Annotated in this window: 20 protein-coding genes and 3 pseudogenes; 13 read left to right on the forward strand and 10 right to left on the reverse strand. The window is 67.3% G+C overall.

Going from position 1 to position 16,839, the window contains the following annotated elements; all coding sequences use genetic code 11:
- Positions 1-271 precede the first annotated feature (271 nt).
- Positions 272-475 (forward strand): hypothetical protein, encoded by a 204-nt coding sequence (locus tag AB0D12_RS07075; protein WP_362677878.1) that lies wholly within the window; start codon positions 272-274, stop codon positions 473-475.
- Here AB0D12_RS07075 and AB0D12_RS07080 read toward each other — a convergent pair.
- The gene (locus tag AB0D12_RS07080) at positions 417-1,148 is read right to left on the reverse strand and encodes a 4'-phosphopantetheinyl transferase superfamily protein (protein ID WP_362677880.1); all 732 of its coding nucleotides are present in this window, start codon (positions 1,146-1,148) and stop codon (positions 417-419) included. The two genes, AB0D12_RS07075 and AB0D12_RS07080, sit on opposite strands and share 59 nt — an antisense overlap.
- A 145-nt stretch (positions 1,149-1,293) precedes the next feature.
- On the opposite strand from AB0D12_RS07080, the gene AB0D12_RS07085 reads away from it, so the two are divergent.
- Positions 1,294-1,929: a TetR/AcrR family transcriptional regulator gene (locus tag AB0D12_RS07085; RefSeq protein WP_362677882.1), complete on the forward strand. Its 636-nt coding sequence runs from the start codon at positions 1,294-1,296 to the stop codon at positions 1,927-1,929.
- Between the two features lie 92 nt (positions 1,930-2,021).
- Here AB0D12_RS07085 and AB0D12_RS07090 read toward each other — a convergent pair whose 3' ends face one another.
- Together AB0D12_RS07090 and AB0D12_RS07095 are read right to left on the reverse strand one after the other, a co-directional pair.
- Positions 2,022-2,597 carry a TerD family protein gene (locus AB0D12_RS07090; protein WP_266548966.1) on the reverse strand — a complete coding sequence of 192 codons (576 nt, stop codon included), beginning with the start codon at positions 2,595-2,597 and terminating at the stop codon, positions 2,022-2,024.
- 168 nt (positions 2,598-2,765) lie between these two features.
- Positions 2,766-3,227 (reverse strand): potassium channel family protein, encoded by a 462-nt coding sequence (locus AB0D12_RS07095; protein ID WP_362677884.1) that lies wholly within the window; start codon positions 3,225-3,227, stop codon positions 2,766-2,768.
- 401 nt (positions 3,228-3,628) lie between these two features.
- Between AB0D12_RS07095 and AB0D12_RS07100 the strand changes: the two genes are divergently transcribed.
- Both AB0D12_RS07100 and AB0D12_RS07105 read left to right on the forward strand, forming a co-directional pair.
- On the forward strand, positions 3,629-4,069 hold the full coding sequence (locus AB0D12_RS07100) for a hypothetical protein (protein WP_362678022.1): 441 nt from the start codon (positions 3,629-3,631) through the stop codon (positions 4,067-4,069).
- A gap of 148 nt (positions 4,070-4,217) precedes the next feature.
- Positions 4,218-4,754, forward strand: a complete 537-nt coding sequence (locus tag AB0D12_RS07105; RefSeq protein ID WP_362677886.1) for a flavoprotein — start codon at positions 4,218-4,220, stop codon at positions 4,752-4,754.
- 41 nt (positions 4,755-4,795) lie between these two features.
- On the opposite strand, the gene AB0D12_RS07110 is transcribed toward AB0D12_RS07105, so the two are convergent.
- On the reverse strand, positions 4,796-5,023 hold the full coding sequence (locus AB0D12_RS07110) for a hypothetical protein (RefSeq protein ID WP_327325092.1): 228 nt from the start codon (positions 5,021-5,023) through the stop codon (positions 4,796-4,798).
- Positions 5,024-5,178: 155 nt separating this feature from the next.
- On the opposite strand from AB0D12_RS07110, the gene AB0D12_RS07115 reads away from it, so the two are divergent.
- The 5 genes from AB0D12_RS07115 to AB0D12_RS07135 all read left to right on the forward strand — a co-directional run bounded on the left by AB0D12_RS07115 (position 5,179) and on the right by AB0D12_RS07135 (position 9,186).
- On the forward strand, positions 5,179-5,622 hold the full coding sequence (locus AB0D12_RS07115; RefSeq protein ID WP_362677888.1) for a CBS domain-containing protein: 444 nt from the start codon (positions 5,179-5,181) through the stop codon (positions 5,620-5,622).
- A 952-nt stretch (positions 5,623-6,574) separates the two neighbouring features.
- Positions 6,575-6,826 carry a hypothetical protein gene (locus tag AB0D12_RS07120; protein ID WP_327325094.1) on the forward strand — a complete coding sequence of 84 codons (252 nt, stop codon included), beginning with the start codon at positions 6,575-6,577 and terminating at the stop codon, positions 6,824-6,826.
- Positions 6,827-6,837: 11 nt separating this feature from the next.
- A complete protein-coding gene (locus AB0D12_RS07125) occupies positions 6,838-8,043 on the forward strand; it encodes an SPFH domain-containing protein (RefSeq protein WP_362677890.1) in 1,206 nt (401 codons plus the stop codon).
- 438 nt (positions 8,044-8,481) lie between these two features.
- A complete protein-coding gene (locus AB0D12_RS07130) occupies positions 8,482-8,970 on the forward strand; it encodes a VOC family protein (RefSeq protein ID WP_362677892.1) in 489 nt (162 codons plus the stop codon).
- 27 nt (positions 8,971-8,997) lie between these two features.
- Positions 8,998-9,186 (forward strand): bleomycin resistance protein, encoded by a 189-nt coding sequence (locus AB0D12_RS07135; RefSeq protein ID WP_362677894.1) that lies wholly within the window; start codon positions 8,998-9,000, stop codon positions 9,184-9,186.
- Between the two features lie 130 nt (positions 9,187-9,316).
- Here the strand turns inward: AB0D12_RS07135 and AB0D12_RS07140 are convergent, their stop codons facing one another.
- Positions 9,317-9,922: a hypothetical protein gene (locus AB0D12_RS07140; RefSeq protein WP_362677896.1), complete on the reverse strand. Its 606-nt coding sequence runs from the start codon at positions 9,920-9,922 to the stop codon at positions 9,317-9,319.
- A 308-nt stretch (positions 9,923-10,230) separates the two neighbouring features.
- Between AB0D12_RS07140 and AB0D12_RS07145 the strand changes: the two genes are divergently transcribed.
- Entirely contained in the window at positions 10,231-10,932 is a 702-nt protein-coding gene (locus AB0D12_RS07145; RefSeq protein WP_362677898.1) for a DUF899 family protein, read from the forward strand.
- A 6-nt stretch (positions 10,933-10,938) separates the two neighbouring features.
- On the opposite strand, the gene AB0D12_RS07150 is transcribed toward AB0D12_RS07145, so the two are convergent.
- Positions 10,939-11,454, reverse strand: coding sequence for a hypothetical protein (locus AB0D12_RS07150; RefSeq protein WP_362677900.1), 516 nt, complete (start codon positions 11,452-11,454; stop codon positions 10,939-10,941).
- Positions 11,455-11,628: 174 nt separating this feature from the next.
- Positions 11,629-12,076 (reverse strand): annotated as a pseudogene (locus AB0D12_RS07155) (DoxX family membrane protein).
- 173 nt (positions 12,077-12,249) lie between these two features.
- Here AB0D12_RS07155 and AB0D12_RS07160 point away from each other — a divergent pair.
- A complete protein-coding gene (locus AB0D12_RS07160) occupies positions 12,250-13,482 on the forward strand; it encodes an amidohydrolase family protein (RefSeq protein ID WP_362677902.1) in 1,233 nt (410 codons plus the stop codon).
- Positions 13,483-13,578: 96 nt separating this feature from the next.
- Complete coding sequence (locus tag AB0D12_RS07165) at positions 13,579-14,499, forward strand: FkbM family methyltransferase (protein WP_362677904.1); 921 nt, start codon at positions 13,579-13,581, stop codon at positions 14,497-14,499.
- 47 nt (positions 14,500-14,546) lie between these two features.
- Here AB0D12_RS07165 and AB0D12_RS07170 read toward each other — a convergent pair whose 3' ends face one another.
- The 3 genes and pseudogenes from AB0D12_RS07170 to AB0D12_RS07180 all read right to left on the reverse strand — a co-directional run.
- On the reverse strand, positions 14,547-15,311 hold the full coding sequence (locus AB0D12_RS07170; RefSeq protein WP_362677906.1) for a glycosyltransferase family 2 protein: 765 nt from the start codon (positions 15,309-15,311) through the stop codon (positions 14,547-14,549).
- A gap of 5 nt (positions 15,312-15,316) precedes the next feature.
- Complete coding sequence (locus tag AB0D12_RS07175; protein WP_362677908.1) at positions 15,317-16,105, reverse strand: GntR family transcriptional regulator; 789 nt, start codon at positions 16,103-16,105, stop codon at positions 15,317-15,319.
- A 136-nt stretch (positions 16,106-16,241) separates the two neighbouring features.
- Positions 16,242-16,427: pseudogene (locus AB0D12_RS07180) on the reverse strand (ABC transporter ATP-binding protein); the annotation flags it as partial.
- A 2-nt stretch (positions 16,428-16,429) separates the two neighbouring features.
- On the opposite strand from AB0D12_RS07180, the pseudogene AB0D12_RS07185 reads away from it, so the two are divergent.
- A pseudogene (locus tag AB0D12_RS07185) lies at positions 16,430-16,537 on the forward strand (DNA-binding response regulator); the annotation flags it as partial.
- Positions 16,538-16,839 lie beyond the last annotated feature (302 nt).

Consider the following 16,839-nt stretch of genomic DNA (forward strand, 5'->3'; position numbering starts at 1 on the left):
GGACCTCCGACAATCCGTTCGCGTCGTCCGCAGCCTGTGGATAACTTCGAGGGCATGGGTGAGCATGTGGTCGAACGCTACTGAGGCCGCTGGGCGTTCGGCAGCCGGACGACGGCGATGCTCCCGCCCAGTGTCCAGGGCCGGGACAATGGACGGCATGAACCTGCAGAGCTCCGACTGGGTCACCGTTGCGGCCTACGAAAACCTGCCCGGCCGCCCGAACCCGACCGCCGCAGTACGCGCTTGACTACGTGATCGCGGCATCGACTGGATGCCCTTCGCGGAGAGCGACATCTACTGGAACCACGCCTGCGGTCCAGGTCCCGACGGCCGTTGGCGCGGATGGTACGACGTTCGCATCCGGGCCGACGCCCTGCGCCCGCTGGGGCTGCATCCCGACCAGCCCACGGCGAAGGTCAGCGGGCCGTCTCCGCCTCGTTGGTGGCATGCGGCGGCCGAGCGCCGGGCGCGGTGAGGTGTACGGCGATCGCGGCGGCGAACCCGGGATCCGTGGGCAGGTCGGCGAGCAACCAGTCGGCGCTTCCTGCCGGTTGGGCGCCGGCTCCCACATAGGTGAGGGAGAGATCCTCGTTCAGGCCGACTCCGGTTGCCTTCAGCAGGGCTTCCTTCCGGGTCCAGCAGCCGGCGAAGGCGGCGGGGCGGTGTTCGGGGGGCAGCGCTGCCAGTTCCGTACGCTCCCTCGGGTGCAGCTGGGTCGCGACTTCGGCGACCGTGTCCGGGGCGGGGACGCCCTCGACGTCGACCCCGACGGGCACTGTGGCCAGGGCGATCATCACCAGGCCGTCGGTGTGCGAGAGCGAGAAGTGCACCGCATTGCCGGGAACGACGGGTCGGCCGTGCGGTCCGCCGCAGTGGGTGCACGGTTCGCGCGAGAGCGTGATCGCTTCCGGGGCCTGGCCGAGTCGTTCGCCGAGCAGCCGGCGCAGGGTCACATGCGCGACCGTGTACGCGTCACGGTCCACGGCTCGCCGGAAGGCAGCGCGGCGCGCGGACTCGTCGGCGTCGAGGAGGTGCAGGTGGGCGGCGGTGTCGTCGGCATGGGCCGAGACCCGGCCGGACCACACCAGCTCCACGCCCGGCAGCATCGTCGGCGGGCGGCCGGGACCGGCGGATACGTCGATCGGCATGTTGAACTGCATCTCCCTCGCCACGTCTGCCTCCAGTTTTACCTGTCCTGCCCGGACATTTTCTAACGGATCCATGGTTCCTTTAACTTGGGTGTGAGCAGGCGGCGGCCATGGAAGCGGCCATGGAAAGAGTCTGGAGTCCGTTGTGCCAACCAAGGGCGCATCCGCGGATGCGGCAGACCCGGGCACCGTCCGGCCCGGCGGACGGACCGCCCGCGTCCGGGCATCCGTACTGCGGGCAGCGGGCGACGCCCTGGTCGAGCACGGTATCCACAGCCTCGACCTCGCCGATGTGGCCCGCCGCGCGGAGGTGGGCAAGACGACCGTCTACCGCCGCTGGGGCACGACCACCGGTCTGATCGCCGATCTGCTGGCCGACATGGCCGACATGGCCGAACAGTCCGTGCCGCGTACGGGCTCCGGCTCTCTCACCGAGGACCTCAGGTCCAACGCCCGCCTCGTCGCAGCCACCCTGACCGACCCCCGCCAGGGCCCCCTCTTCAAGGCCGTGATCGCCGCCGCCACTTGCGACGAACGCACCGCACGGGCGCTGCACCGCTTCCATGCGACCCGGATCAAGGAATGGGCGCCGTGTGTCGAGGGAGCCGTTGCCCGCGGTGAGCTGCCCGCGGGCACCGACGCCCGGGAAGTCATCCGGGCTGTCTCCGCCCCGCTCTACTATCGCGTCCTGGCCGACGGCGACCCGCTCGACGACGCGGCCGCAGACCGTGCGGCCGCGGCTGCCGAGTCCGCGGCGCGGGCGGGCGCGTACATCGGCTGACGGGCGACGAGGCGACGACGGCGACGAAGGTGGCAAGGGCGGCAAGGGCCTGACCCTCGGCGAGGTCAGGCCCTTGAACAGGCTTACGCGGCTCAGATGTTCACGCCGAAGTCCTGCGCGATGCCGCGCAGCCCAGAGGCGTAACCCTGGCCGACAGCACGGAACTTCCACTCCGCGGCATTGCGGTACAGCTCGCCGAAGACCATCGCGGTCTCGGTCGAGGCGTCCTCGCTCAGGTCGTAACGCGCGAGCTCGGCGCCGCCGGCCTGGTTGACGACGCGGATGAACGCGTTGCGCACCTGGCCGAAGGACTGCTGACGGCTCTCGCCCTCGTGGATCGAGACCGGGAACACGATCTTGTCGACCTCGGCAGGCACGCCCGCCAGGTTCACCTTGATCTGCTCGTCGTCGCCCTCGCCCTCACCCGTGAGGTTGTCACCGGTGTGCTCGACGGAGCCTTCCGGGCTCTTGAGGTTGTTGAAGAACACGAAATGCTGGTCGGACACGACCTTGCCGTTCGCATCCACCAGCAGGGCGCTGGCGTCGAGGTCGAAGTCGGTCCCGGTGGTGCTGCGTACATCCCAGCCCAGGCCCACGACGACCGCGGTCAGGCCCGGGGCCTCCTTGCTGAGCGAGACATTGCCGCCCTTGGAAAGGCTGACACCCATGGAAATCCCCTGCGCAATCCGGCGCGGGCCGCGCCTCTTGACGATTCCTTTGCCCACGGGGGCAACGAGCGGTCACCGCCCCTGGTTCCCCTGACATCCAAATGGCCGTCACCATGCTTCGCTGCTCTCGCGTCCTCCACCGGCCCCGGGGGTCGTCGCGGCGGCTCGTCACGGCGGCTCGCTGTGCCCCAGCCGATCGCCGACCCGGCTGCGCAGCCGACGCGTCACCGCGGTCGCGGCGGCGGTCAGGAAGACGAAGCTGTAGAGGATCTGGAGCATGGTCACCAGGCGGGCGGTCTGGCTCTGCGGCACTACGTCCCCGTAGCCGACGGTCGCCAGTGTGATCACGGTGAAGTACAGCGCGTCGAGCCTCGTCTGCAGCCCGAGGAACGCGCCCGCATGCCGGGCCAGTGCGTAGTACGTGGCCGAGAAGACCAGTACGGACAGGAACATCAGCAGCAGAATGACGACAACGGGGTGGGTGTCCGGCCTGTCGAGGAGTACGTCCCTGATCTGAAGCAGCAGCAGGCACCCGATGGTGGCGAGCACCACGATGAAGACCGTCCAGCTGAGTTCCGGCGTGCGTGGTCCGAAGCCGCTGAGGGGTAGCACGAAGTAGGCCACGGTCATGGCGACTACAAGACAGAGGGATGTGACCCAGAGCCGTAGCGGCGCAACATTTGTTGTGCGGTGCACCACGTGAGCCTCCCGCCCAAGGCCGCGTCCGGTGCCGCGTCCCGTCGAAGCCGCTGTCGCCCCCCACGATCGTCCGCCCCGGCGATCCGTCGCCACCCGGCAGCGGCCGAACGGTGCAGTCATGGCGCAGGGCAGTGCGGACGAACGTCACGGCCCGACGGACACCGCCTCCACAAGTGCGCACCCTCGTCACTCGAACGGGCGTACCCGTATGGCGATGGTGTGTGTACCGGCCGACGCTCGAAGCCGGTACGCGACCGGCGTGCGGGACGAGAAAGGGAGCACCCATGAGCCAGGACCAGCCGGTGGGATCACCGATGAACATGGAACCCCCGATGGACAGGGGAACACCGATGTACAAGGGGCCGCCGCCCGGGGAACCGAACAGCGGCTGGGTGACCGGCGGCATCGTATTCGCCGCCGTACTGATGCTGTGCGGCGGTGTGCTCGCCGCGCTCCAGGGCATAGCTGCGATCGCCGAGGACGATGTGTACGGCCGGCTCGGCAACTACGTGTACGGCATGAGCCTCACCGGCTGGGGCTGGATCCACCTGATCCTCGGGATCTGTGTCGCCATCACCGGCGCAGGGCTGTTCAAGGCCGCCACATGGGCACGGTTCACCGGTATCGTCCTGGCCTCGATCAGCCTTGTCGCCCAGTTTCTGTTCCTGCCGTACGCGCCGGTCTGGTCGGTGATCATGATCGCGATCGACCTGTTCATCATCTGGACGCTGGCGGTGTACCACAGCACCGAACCAAGGCCGGCTTCCGCCTGAAGGAAACGAGAGGAAACGAAAATAGTCGGAGGGAAACCGCCCTCAGCGCTGCTTCCGCACCACGGCTCGACCGTAGGCAGCCACGAGCCGTCCCCCCGCCGTAGGCTGCCGGGACTCCACCAACTCAGTTGCCTACGGGAGTCCTTGAGTGAGCGAGCAGCCGAAGAAGCCGTTCCTGTACGTCATTGTCTGCGCGGCCGGGATAGCCGGCGATGTCGGCAAGCTGATCACCGCCGCGCAGGAGCAGTACTGGGACGTCGGCGTCATCGCAACCCCGCAGGGCCTCGGTTTCATCGACGCCGAGGCCGTGGCGGAACAGACCGGCAACCCGATCCGCTCTGCCTGGCGCGGCCCCGGCGACCCTCGCCCATTCCCCGCGGCGGACGCCATCGCGGTGGCCCCGGCCACCTTCAACACCATCAACAAGTGGGCCGCCGGCATTGCCGACACCCTCGCCCTGGCCACGCTGTGCGAGGCCTACGGTGCCGGCATCCCCACCGCCGTCCTGCCGAGCGTGAACGCGGACCTGGCCGCTCATCCCGCGTACCGGCAGAGCCTGGTCCGGTTGCGTGAGATGGGCGTGGTGATCAGTGCGTACGAACCTGACGAGCCCAAGGCGGCCGGCTCCGGCTGCTTCCGTTGGGAGGAGGCCCTGGATCTGCTCACGCCGAAGGTGTCCGCCTGAGGGCGACCGGACAGGACGAACGTCATCGGACAGAACGAACGTCACGGCATGATCTCCAGCGGGTAATACTCGTGCGGCCGGTCACCGATCCACTCCACCCACGTCGGATCGTCGAGGAGCTCCTCCGTATCCGGCAGCCCTGCCAGGCGCAGGAACTCCAGCACGTCCCGGTCGGAGTCTGCGAGGCCCATGATCTGCTGTCGCACCGTGACCCGCCGCCCGCCCGACGCGGCGATCCGGTGCACGACGATCGGCGGATGTCGGGACATACATCCAGGCTGCGACGAACAGCGACCCACAGCACGCCGAGATCGGTGCCGGGCCGGTGGAGGAGTGCTGACCCGGCGGTCACGCAGAGCGGGCGGTATGGGGCCGACCGTGTGATCGTGGAAGGAGGACCAACGCACTGAAGGCAGAGGGAGATATGGCCAGCAACAAGCAGCTCACGGCCCGCGACATCATGTCCAGCGGGGTGCAATGCGTCGGTGCACACCAGTCGCTGTTCGAGGCGGCGAAGATGATGCGCGACTTGAACGTCGGATGCCTTCCCATCTGCGGTGATGACAACAGACTCACGGGCCTGATCACCGACCGGGACATCGTCGTGAAGTGCTGTGCCGAAGGAGTCGACCCCGCAGCTGTGCAGGCGGGATCCCTGGCCGGGACCCTGCACTGGATCGATGCCGGGGCGGGCGCCACCGAGGCGCTGGAAATCATGGAGACGCACCAGATCAAGCGTCTGCCGGTGATCGATGTCGGGAAGGGCCACAGCCTGGTTGGAATGATCACGGAGGCCAACCTCGCCAAGAATCTGAACGACGAACAGATCGCGGAGTTCGCGGCCCGCGTATACGCGGGCACGAGCTAGCCGACCCACCCGCTCGGCAGGGCCCCGTGAGCCGCGGGCGGAGCCGGTACGCGCTGTGGGCGTGTCACCGCTGATGCGGACACCATGGGCCGAATCTAGACTGGCGAAGGCATGTGAAGTCCTGAATTAGGGAGATATACACCATGGCCAAGCGAGGGAACAAGCGACGCGCCCGTAAGAAGAAGAAGGCCAACCACGGCAAGCGTCCCAACGCCTGACCCGACCGTGCACACGGCCGACGGTCCGGTCTCTTCACGGCCCGGATCGAGGTCGAGGAACACCCGCTCGCCCCGCTGACCCGACATTTGACCGTGGGCCCGGCAGGTCCCGTCCCGCCGGATACACCTGTCGGGCCGGTCGATCACGTGCGCCCGGCGTACCTCGTACGCCCTGGCGCCCGTCAGACCCGTCAGACCCGCCGCACCCGCCCCGCCCCGCCCGGCACACCCTGCGCGCTCGTCAGGTCAGTCGCGCCGGTCGCGCCCTTCAGGCCCGTCGCTCCCTCTTGCGGTTGTCCTTCCCGCCGCGTTGCGACCCGTCCTTGCGTGCATCGCTTCCGCCGCCCGTGCTGCTTGACGCGCAGGACCAGCGTGAGCGAGGAGATCGCGCTGCCGACCATCCACTTGTCTCGACGCCTCAGCGGCCCCAGCACGGACCTTGTCCCGCTGTGCGGAATTGGAGGCCAAGTACTCGGCGAGGTGCTTGAGTTGGCGGGCGACGACCTCGGCGCCGTGGTGCGGGTCGATCAGGGTGCAGGCGTTCGGGAACTCGGCAGCGGGCCGGGGGGTGTCGATCCTGCGGGGGCAACCGGCCTGCTCCGCTGCTGTACAGGCTGCAGAGCGGCCTGGATGTTCCACTGCGCCGGTTCAACAGAGGGCCCCGAGGATAGGCCGCTGATTCCGGCGGGTCTAAGGTCGAAATCGAGAACCAGAACGATGGAGGGCGGTCGGTAGTGCCACAGGACGAGGCCGTGATCGGCTGCTCCGGAGAGCTGATCATCGGTACCCGTGGATCCGCCGGTCCCGGCGAGATCCTGGTGCGGGTCAGAGGCGGATCCGAGACCTTCCTCGCCTGGTCCGAAGAGCCCCTGCCGAGGGGCGCGACCGTGCTCGTGATCGGATCCCGCGGCACTCGCCAAGTGGACGTCATCGAGTGGGCCGATCCGTTGGATGCGTTGGGCGGCAGCGCCGTCGGCGCTGGTTAAGGAGACGAAGCATGTTCGGTTACCGGGTTCCCGCTCCCGACGAGGCCATGTTGATCTCGGGCGGCAGGCGCGGGCTGGGTGGCGCGCCGTTCCGTGTGGTGACGGGCCATGGCAAGTTCGTGCTCCCGATCTTCCGCAAGACCCGCTTCCTCACGCTGTCGATGTGCGAGGCCGAGGTCACCGAGACCTGTGTGACCAGGCAGGGCATCGCACTTCACGTCCGCGCCGTCATCGCTTTCAAGGTCGGCAACGACACCGAGAGCATCATCAACGCCGGCCAGCGATTCCTCTCCGACCAGGATCAGATGTCGGTGCTGACCGGCCGGATCTTCGCAGGTCACCTGCGCTCCATTATCGGCTCGATGACCGTCGAGGAGATCGTCACCGAGCGGCAGAAGCTCGCCGCCGAGGTCTTGGACACCTCGAAGACCGAGATGGCCAAGATCGGGCTGATCGTGGACTCGCTGCAGATCCAGTCGATCGACGATGGCGATGTCGGCTACATCGACGCGATGTCGGCCCCGCACAAGGCAGCGATCCAGCGGCAGGCCCAGATCGCACAGGCTCAGGCCACCCAGGCGTCGGTCGAGGCGGAGCAGGTGGCCGCGCGGAACCAGGCCGAATACGCGCGGCAGACCGCGGTGGTGAAGGCGGAGTACTCGGCGGAGGTGGACCGCGCACAGGCCCAGGCGGCGCAGGCCGGGCCGCTGGCGCAGGCGCACGCGCAGCAGGAGGTGCTCGCCGCGCAGACCGAGCTGGCCCAGCGCGCGGCCCAGCTCCGCCAGCAGCAGCTGGTGGCCGAGATCGTGAAGCCGGCGGAGGCCGAGGCCGAACGGATCAGGGTGCTGGCCGTGGCCGAGGCGGAGCGGATGAAGATCCAGGCCGCTGCCGCTGCCTCGTACGACCGGGTGGCGCTGGACCGGATGCTGATCGATCAGCTCCCGCAGATCGTGAAGGAGGCCGCGGGCGGCCTCGCCGGAGCCAATGTCAATGTGCTCAACGGCGCCGACGGCCTCGGCGAGATCGCGGCGGGCCTGGTCGGCCAGGGGCTGACGATCCTGGACTCGGTCAGGCAGAACCTGAGCGGTTCCGATCACCGACCCGAGAAGGACAACGGTCCGCTCGGCCTTCCGGGGCACCTGACTGGCCCTGAGAAGGGCATGGACAAAAAGGACGGCCCGCGCAAGCCGACCGACGGGCCGGTTGCCATCGACTAGCGCCGTGGTGGCGGACGGCGAGCAGTAGCGCTATCGGGGAGTGGGTTTTCATGATCCATTCCCCGATGGTCGCTCGCCCGGCGCTCCAGGAAACGAATCGCTCCGTGCGGCTCAGTTCCTGCCCGATCAGGCATCGCAACGGCAAGGGAAGACAGCGGGTCCTCTCGAGCATATGACTGTCCCCGTGGGTGCCGGTGCCGGTGCCGTGCACGTGCCGGATATTGCCTGCCGGGAGCCCGTGCATGTCCGTCACCGAACCGACCTTCACGCCGGCGAGGATGGGCTCGCCGCGCCAGACTTTGTCCAGTAAGCGAAGATTGTGATATTAGCCGGTCCACGGATGACCCAGAGCCGGCGCTCGGGTTCCCGCCGATGGCGGCTTATCAGCGGCTTATCAGGGGTCATGACCGAACCGGACATCCGTCACGGGAGGTCGATGTGAGCACCCTGCAAGCACATCAGGACGGCGCAGCGGACGTCGTCAAAGATCCGACGATCAATATGAGCCTCGAGGTCATCGTCATCCCGGTGGCTGACGTCGACCGTGCCCTGCGCTTCTACAGGAGTCTGGGGTGGCGGCTCGACGCGGACTACGAGGCCGGCCCGGAGTTCCGGATCGCGCAGGTGACGCCACCGGGGTCCGTGGGCTCGGTTATCTTCGGCCGCGGTGTCACCCCCGTGGCACCGGGCTCCGCCCAGGGTCTCCACCTCGTGGTCTTCGATATCGACCGAGCCCGCGCTGACCTGGTCGGCAGGGGCGTTGATGTGAGCGAGGTCTTCCACAATGTCTACGACAACGGCGTCCAGGAGCGGGTGGACGGCCCCGATCCAGAGCGTCGCAGCTACGCCTCGTACGCCTCGTTCAGTGACCCGGACGGCAATGGGTGGTTGCTGCAAGAGGTCCAGGTGCGACTGCCCGGACGGTGACTCCGGCACGGCGGAGGAGGTTTCGCCATGAACGTCACCGCGTTGTCAGAACTCTTGCATGAGACCGAGGAGCACCACGGTTCGTACGAGGCGACGGCCCCGGAGCACAACTGGTGGGACTGGTACGCCGCATACATGGTCGCCCGTGAGAACGGCCGGACTCCCGACGAGGCGGCCGGCGACGCCGCGCTCCACATGGAACCGTTGCTGCGATGAAGGCCGACTGCGACGTCGTCGCGGGCGCGCCCCGACTCACGGATCGAAGCACATGCAGGCGACAGGGGTGATGGAAACTGTCGGGTGGTGGTACTGAGCACGTCATTCGTCCGGGAAGAGGATGACAGCGTCACAGGTGCATCATCGACAACAGCTCAGGGCTCCTCATACCGGATGACACCTGAGGTTGGTGGTGGCCCGGCTTCATCCACCCCGCCGCTTCTGCGGCGGCGACGGCGTCTGCCTCAGCTGCATCCGCCGTCGCGTTCAATGCCCCGTTCGTTCCCATGCCTTCCTTCCCTGCGGCGTCTGCGGCGGCCTGGGATGCCTTGAGGGCAGCGCGATTGGCGGCAACAGAGAGATCGCCTGCGCCGTCGTGGAGCTGACCCACCTGGGCGGCGAGAGCGCCGGCGGCAGCGGCGTTCCTTGCACAGCGGGCGTCTGCCGCAGGGTCAGGGGCACTCTCTGAGAGCGTGGCGACGGCTTGAGCGGACAGGCGGGCGGCATGGGCGGCCTTCCAGACGACCTCCCTGCCCGCTGCTTCGCCTTCGTGCTTCGTGTCGGGGCTGCGTTGCTCGATGTAGTGGCTGATGGCCGCGGCGCGAGCTGCGGCACTCCGGGTGCGTGCAGCGTGGCTCTTCCTGAGGGCCTCCGGGGTGGCCTCTGTCGCCTCCTGGGCGTGGGTGGCGCGGGCTTCTGAGGGGCCCACCTGCTCATCGTCGTTGTGTGCGCTCATTGCCATCTCCTTGCCTGCCAGGGCGATGGTGCGACCTGATCGAGTACCCGTCGATGGCCTCGGACATTGCGCCGGGCCGGGAGCGACAATCAACGGGCGTCCGGCAGGGTGGCACGTCGGGCGCCAACAGACCAGAGCTATCCCGCTGGAATGAGGGCGCGTGTCCGGTGGATCTTGGTTGATCCATAGGGGTGCACTGACCAGGTCCTTGTCGTTTCGGTGCCTGGTGAGTCCTGTGCGCAGGCATACGATGGTGGGCCAGAGCAGATGGTGACCACCAGACAGCCGTTGGCCCGCCGGGGGTAGCGATGCGTCAAACCAATCTCACTGGGGAGTCGGCCCCGTACGTCAGCGCCCGTGAGGAACTGCGGCAAGCCGAGATCGAGCTGATGCGCCATCGTGAACGCGTCGCCGACCTGCGTCGCCGGTTGCCGCTGGGCCCTGTCGTCGATGACTACGTGTTCGAGGAGGGCCCTGCCGATCTGCAGGCTGGTGACGCGCCGGCGCAGACCGTGCGCCTGGGTGAACTGTTCACTCGGCGCGGGCGTGACCTGGTCGTCTACCACCTCATGTATGGCAAGAAGCAGACCGAGCCGTGCCCCATGTGCACGATGTGGCTCGATGGGTTCAACGGAGTAGCCCACCACGTCGCGCAGAACGTCGACTTCGCGATCGTCGCCGCGGCCGACCTGCCCTCGCTCCGCGCGCACGCGCGAAACCGGAAGTGGACGAATCTGCGTCTGCTCAGCGCCGGGTCCAGTACCTTCAAATACGACCTGGGCAGCGAGGACACCGAGGGCAACCAGGACTCGACGGTGTCAGTGTTCACCCGCGACGACAACGGGTCGGTACGCCACTTCTACTCGGTGCACCCCCGGATGTCCGACGACATCGACCAGCGAGGCATCGACCTGCTCAGCCCGGTATGGCACATCCTCGACCTCACCCGCCAAGGCCGAGACGACTGGCTCGCCGCACTCGGCTATGAGGCCGGGCCGCTCAACAACTGAACCGGCTCAGGTAGATGTGCCCTCGTCGCGGCGGGCCGACGGCAGGAGGAGGTCACGCTCCGGATGCTGTTCTCCCGTCACGCTGCCGTCGACTCCAAGGTCCGATCGAGCCGCTTCGTGGAAGTCGTTGATCCCCCGGAACGCGGCGCGGTTCCGGTCGCGCCACTCGTCCAAAGTGCCGTCGATCTTGCCGTTCGCCTGCCAGTCGACTTTGAGCGCTATGGCGTTGAGTTCGTGCGCCGCCTCCACGACGTCATCGCCGCCAAGCAGCATGATCCGCTCGAAGGCCCGTCCGCGTAGCCGACCTGCATCTGACATTTCGGCGAGCATTTCTCGCTCGCTCTGGTCGCTCGCCCGAAGGCCTTCCTTGTGCTCGTAGAGCTGCACCGCCAGGAAGATGCACGACCGCACACTGTCGACGTACCCCTCGTATGCTTCGAGCTTCTTGCTGTCCCAGCGCGTCACCAACTCGTGCTTCTTGCGCTGCCGCTCCATCGCGTAGTTCGTCAGATGCGTGGACATCGCGCCCAGCAATACAGCGGCTATCGTCACGAGTTGCTCGCCGGTCCCCAACCCATCCCCCCGGTGTGACTGACTCCTGAAAATGACTGGGCGATCTTACGGTTGCGGGTGGTCCGAGGGCGAGGGAGAGGCTGAACCGTCGGAGCCGGCGAGCGAACCGGCGCACGGCCATCGCTAGAGGAACAGCCCGAAGGCGTTGTCGAGTGACCAGCTCTGCCAGCTCATGGCGAGAAGCGCTACTGCGGAGATCAGAGCCATCATCAGGTTCTGCCCCTGTTCCGCCCAGTCGTGGATCATCAGCACGAGGTAGATCAGGTTGAGCACCATCCCGCCGACGAGGGCGATCGGGCTCAGGAAGCCCACGATCAGACCGAGACCGAGAGCCAGCTCCGCGTACGCGACGAGGTACGCCATCAGTCGGGGGGGGCTTCACGATGTGGTTGAAGCCTTGCCGGACGACAGGCCAACGATGCCTGGCCGCGACGCCCGCCGCCCATGTGATGCCGCCGCCGGCGAACCAGTCCTTCTTGTCCTTGTGGCGCCAGCTCTCCAGCCACCACAGGCCGAGACCGATACGGAGGACCGCGAACCACTCGGCCCCGCTGAGCCAGATCGTTTGCATCCTGCTCCCCTGACCCACACTTAACTGACGGAGCGTCAGTTCAGCGTTGCTCAATCTCGCAAGGGGTGGAGTTCTCGGCCCCTCCTTGTCGTCGAGGGAGTGAGCCCATAACCTCGACCTGATGGTCCGTCAGATACGAGCCGGGTGAACCGGCGGGCAGTTGGGGGTACAGCGTGGTTGGCATTGCGAGCGGCACCCGGGAACTCCCCAAGGTCATCAGCGTGGACGATCACGTGATTGAGCCCGCGCATCTCTTCGAGACCTGGCTTCCGGCGAAGTACCGCGACAGGGGGCCGAAGCCCTTCACCGCCGGAATCGGCGATCTGGAGTACATCGGCGGGAAGTACCGGTTCACCACCGACCCGGAGGGCCAGATCACCGACTGGTGGGAGTACGAGGGCCTGATCTTCCCGTACAAGCGCATCATTGCGGCCGTCGGCTTCTCCCGCGATGAGATGACGCTTGACGGCATCACGCGGGAGCAGATGCGGCGCGGGTGCTGGGACCCGAAGGCCCGGTTGGAGGACATGGACCTCAACCACGTGGAGGCCTCGCTGTGCTTCCCGACGTTCCCGCGCTTCTGCGGGCAGACCTTCGCGGAGGCCAAGGACAAAGAGGTCGGGCTCGCGTGTGTGCGGGCGTACAACGACTGGATGGTGGAGGAGTGGTGCGGTGACAGCGGCGGCAGGCTGATTCCCCTGTGCCTCATTCCGCTGTGGGACATCGACCTGGCGGTCGCCGAGATCAAACGGAACGCGGCACGCGGCGTGCGGGCGGTGACCTTCAGCGAGATCCCCACCCATCTGGGGCTGCCGTCGATCCACTCCGGCTACTGGGACCCGTTCTTCGCGGCGTGCGAGGAGACCGGCACGGTCGTGAACATGCACATCGGGTCCAGCTCCCAGATGCCGGCCGCGTCGCCCGACGCGCCGCCCGCCGTGCAGGCCTCGCTCTCCTTCAACAACGCCATGGCCTCGATGATGGACTTCCTCTTCAGCGGGGTGCTGGTGAAGTTCCCGCGGCTCAAGCTGGCGTACAGCGAGGGCCAGATGGGCTGGATCCCCTACGCCCTGGAGCGCGCCGACGACGTGTGGGAGGAGCACCGTGCCTGGGGCGGGGTGCGCGACCTGATCCCCGAGCCCCCGTCGACGTACTACTACCGGCAGATGTTCTGCTGCTTCTTCCGCGACAAGCACGGCATCGATTCGATCGAGACCGTAGGCGTCAACAACGCCACCTTTGAGACCGACTATCCGCACGTCGACTCCACGTGGCCGCACACGAAGCAGGTGGCGGCTGATCACGTGGCCAGTCTCCCCGAGGACGTGACCTACAAGATCCTTCGAGGCAACGCGATTCGCATGCTGGAGTTGCCGTTCGACCAGGACCGGTCATCCACCGCCTGAGAGCTGCACTCGGCCAGGGTCCTAGAATCTGTCTGCCCGCACGGTGAGCCGCCCTCAGCGTCATGGTCCGAGGGCACCCAGCGGAGAGGCGAACGGATGCGGAACCCCGGTTCAGAGGCCTTGGTCAGCCTCGGTCGCTGGTATGTACGTCACGCTCCCGGCTCGATCTGCAAAGCCTCGCTGGCTGCGGAGCACCTCAACGCCCGGCTGCGGGACCATCCTCGTCGGCGCGTTACCCGGACCCGGTTCGGTGCCAGGTTCGGCGTCGATACGCAGGACCTCATTCAGCGGTACCTCTACATGTTCGGGGTGTGGGAACCCCACATGACGCACTGGCTGCAGAGCAGGTTGCGCCCCGGGGACACGTTCATCGACGTCGGCGCGAACGTCGGCTACTACGGCGTTCTGGCCTCCCGCCTCGTCGGGGACGGGGGCCACGTCGTCACTGTCGAGGCCTCACCTGTGTTCCACCGAAGGCTTCTGCAGCACGCCCAGCTCAACGACTGCCGCAACATCCGCGCGGTAAACGCCGCCGTGTCAGACAGCCGCAAGAAGCTGACGTTCATCCTCGCGAGCTCGAAGAACACGGGGGCGACCAGCATCGTCCCGTACGAGGGGCCGGCTGAGTCCACCTTCGAGATCGAGGCACGCCCGCTCCCGGAACTGCTGAAGCCCGCCGAGATCACCAACGCCCGAGTGATCAAGATCGACGTAGAGGGTGCCGAGGGAGGCGTCGTCCGCGGACTGGCTCCCATGCTCGACAAGCTCAGGCAAGACGTGGAGATCACCGTTGAGGTAACTCCCAGCCGTATGGCGCAACTGGGCGACTCCGCCACCGAGTTGGTGGAGACGATGTGCGAGCACGGCTTCCATGCCTACCGCCTGGTCAACGACTACGCCCCGGAGAGCTACCCGGCTGCCCTGCGTTCTCCCCGAGTACCGGTTCGCTGGCGAGGGCCGGTCTCCGACGAGAGTGACCTGATCTTCTCCCGGGCCGACGCCGAAACGCTTCCCTGACATGACACGGCCCGGCTCTCTCGACCGAGAGAGCCGGGCCGCGAAGCTCATCGGGCGTCCGTGACGGGGTAGCGCCACCGGAAGTACGACAGCGCCCGAGCCCTCGCTTCGACGACTGCCATGCGGGCGTCACGCTCGGCGGCATCGGTGTGCGCGGCCTGGCCGGTCGCCTGCCCAGGCCACTTGCGGTACAGGAGTCCCACCTCGGGCGAGAACCAACCGCGGCTGGTGGAGTTCAGGGCGAGCAGAAGCCCCGTGTCCTCTGAGGCGGGGAGAGCCATCCAGCCGCCGAGCGCGAGAAGCAGTTCGCGGCGAACGAACAGCGTCGCCGGGTGGACCTGCGCGCGGAAACCATTCGCCTTCCAGAAGTCGAGCACGGCCCCCCGCTCGATCGGTCCAGCTTCGGGGTCCCCGGGAAAGCCCGCCGTGGAGCCGTCGGGCAACAGATCCAGTACGCGCGATGTCGCCCAGCCGATCGCGGAGTCACCTTCGAGCGCGGCCAGGTCGCGGGCCAGCGCACCCGGGGTCAGTTGGTCGTCGGCATCCAGGACCTTGACGTACTCGCCGTCTGCGTGCGCGAGAGCCATGGTCCGGGCGACGCCGGGGCCGCCGGGGCGCCCCTGCTTGAAGGTCACGCGGTCGTCGTCGGGGATGTGGGGAGCGACCTCGTCGCTCTCGCCGTCCTCCTGGATCAACCAATGCCACTCCCATCCGTCGGGGAGCTCCTGCTCGCAGAGAGACTTGTACGCGTCCGGCAGGAACGGAGCGGATGGCGGGTGGACAGCAGTGATGATGACGACGCGCCGAAGCACGGCACTCACCACCTTTCCAGATGAGTGGTGAAGAGCATTTCCGTGCGGTCACCAGGCAGCGTGATGTCGGATACGTCCACGACGCGGTCGTTGATGTCGAACGAGGTCTTCCGGAGAACCAGGACCGACGTGCCCGGCGGCAGCTCCAGCTCATCCGCCTCTTCCGGTGTGGGTGGGCGGGCGGTGACGCGTTCCTTGACGCGGTCCACTTCGATTCCCACGGTGTGGAGCTGGTTCTGTGTGCCGCCGGGCCACGGTTCGTTGGTGTCGTCCAGGAGGTCCGGGTTCTCCTCGACCAGGGCGCGGACGATGTATGAGGTCACCAGGTTGAGCGGGGCGGTTTCGGCGGCGTACCTCGTCCGGTAGGTGCGTTCCAGGAGGGGCGTGCCCTCGGGGACCCCGAAGGTCTCCGCAAGTTCCTTGTTCGCCTTGATCTCGCGATACGCCGCGTAAAAGACGAGGTCGTCCATCCGCAGGCCGGTGTCATGCTCGGTCGCGCCTGTCTCCAGCCTCTTGGCCTCCGGCTCGCGCGCGCGGTCCTTCTCCCACTGGTGCCGGACGTCGTCGCGCAGCACCGTCGTGCGGGGCCGACGGACGAAGTTGCCGCGGCCGTGCTGCTTCTCGATCAGCCCTTCGTTCTGCAGCAGTCGAAGTGCGTTCTGGATCGTCGGGACGCTCTTCCCGTACTGCTCCGCGAGTTTGGTCTCCGCGGGAAGTCGGTCGCCGGGCTCCAGCTGACCGGCGCGGATGGACTGGCGGAGGTCATCCGCGATCCGTTCGTACACCTTTGCCACTGATGCTCACCGTTCTCTGTCGCCTGACGGGGCTCAGCCTATGACTCCTCAAGAGGTCTTGACGAGTGGGAAGAGCTACGCCATCGGACCACTCGTCTCCGGATGAGTGGTCTCTCTGGCCTGGGCCGCGGCCGCGCTCGCCGTCGATGCGGCCGTCGACCAGGAAGAGCACCCGGTCCGCGTACGCGGCGGCCACCGGGTCGTGGGTGACCATGACGACGGTCTGTCCGTCGCGGTCCACCAGGCCGCGCAGCAGTTCCAGGACCTCCCGTCCGGTGCGGGTATCCAGTGCCCCGGTCGGCGCGTCGGCGAACAGCACTTCAGATGGTCTCCGAGGCCGCCGTGGGTAAGCACATCGGCTCCATCCTCACCAAGCTGGATCTGCCGCAGACCGACGACACCCACCGCAGGGTGCTCGCGGTACTGGCGTTTCCTGCGGGACTGAGGCCGGCCGGCCGCTTCGAACAGCAGCGCAACCTTTCCAAGCCTTTTCACGGTTGTCACACGGGAAGCCTGGAAGGTATCGCGCGTGCGGCTCTGGGCACCGAACATCCCCGCGGGCGTATCGCGATTCCGAGGCGGAAGCAAGAAGGGCACAACCGTGCGCGATTTGTTGATGTTCTCCGCAGGACATGGAAGCGCCCGACCGCTGGCGACGGGGGATGCACCAGCGATCGGGCTGTAGCCAAGAGTAACAAGGCTGCTTGTACGGCGGGAACCGACTGTTCAGCCGC

The organism is Streptomyces sp. NPDC048479 (genome assembly GCF_040651435.1).
GTDB lineage: Bacteria > Actinomycetota > Actinomycetes > Streptomycetales > Streptomycetaceae > Streptomyces.

What these genes read in the sequence shown, in the direction of transcription:
- AB0D12_RS07075 (WP_362677878.1), top strand. Translation starts at nt 272, where the DNA reads ATGCCCTTCGCGGAGAGCGACATCTACTGGAACCACGCCTGCGGTCCA.
- AB0D12_RS07080 (WP_362677880.1), bottom strand. Translation starts at nt 1,148, where the DNA reads ATGCCGATCGACGTATCCGCCGGTCCCGGCCGCCCGCCGACGATGCTG.
- AB0D12_RS07090 (WP_266548966.1), bottom strand. Translation starts at nt 2,597, where the DNA reads ATGGGTGTCAGCCTTTCCAAGGGCGGCAATGTCTCGCTCAGCAAGGAG.
- AB0D12_RS07095 (WP_362677884.1), bottom strand. Translation starts at nt 3,227, where the DNA reads ATGACCGTGGCCTACTTCGTGCTACCCCTCAGCGGCTTCGGACCACGC.
- AB0D12_RS07100 (WP_362678022.1), top strand. Translation starts at nt 3,629, where the DNA reads ATGGACAGGGGAACACCGATGTACAAGGGGCCGCCGCCCGGGGAACCG.
- AB0D12_RS07110 (WP_327325092.1), bottom strand. Translation starts at nt 5,023, where the DNA reads ATGTCCCGACATCCGCCGATCGTCGTGCACCGGATCGCCGCGTCGGGC.
- AB0D12_RS07115 (WP_362677888.1), top strand. Translation starts at nt 5,179, where the DNA reads ATGGCCAGCAACAAGCAGCTCACGGCCCGCGACATCATGTCCAGCGGG.
- AB0D12_RS07125 (WP_362677890.1), top strand. Translation starts at nt 6,838, where the DNA reads ATGTTCGGTTACCGGGTTCCCGCTCCCGACGAGGCCATGTTGATCTCG.
- AB0D12_RS07135 (WP_362677894.1), top strand. Translation starts at nt 8,998, where the DNA reads ATGAACGTCACCGCGTTGTCAGAACTCTTGCATGAGACCGAGGAGCAC.
- AB0D12_RS07140 (WP_362677896.1), bottom strand. Translation starts at nt 9,922, where the DNA reads ATGAGCGCACACAACGACGATGAGCAGGTGGGCCCCTCAGAAGCCCGC.
- AB0D12_RS07145 (WP_362677898.1), top strand. Translation starts at nt 10,231, where the DNA reads ATGCGTCAAACCAATCTCACTGGGGAGTCGGCCCCGTACGTCAGCGCC.
- AB0D12_RS07150 (WP_362677900.1), bottom strand. Translation starts at nt 11,454, where the DNA reads ATGTCCACGCATCTGACGAACTACGCGATGGAGCGGCAGCGCAAGAAG.
- AB0D12_RS07165 (WP_362677904.1), top strand. Translation starts at nt 13,579, where the DNA reads ATGCGGAACCCCGGTTCAGAGGCCTTGGTCAGCCTCGGTCGCTGGTAT.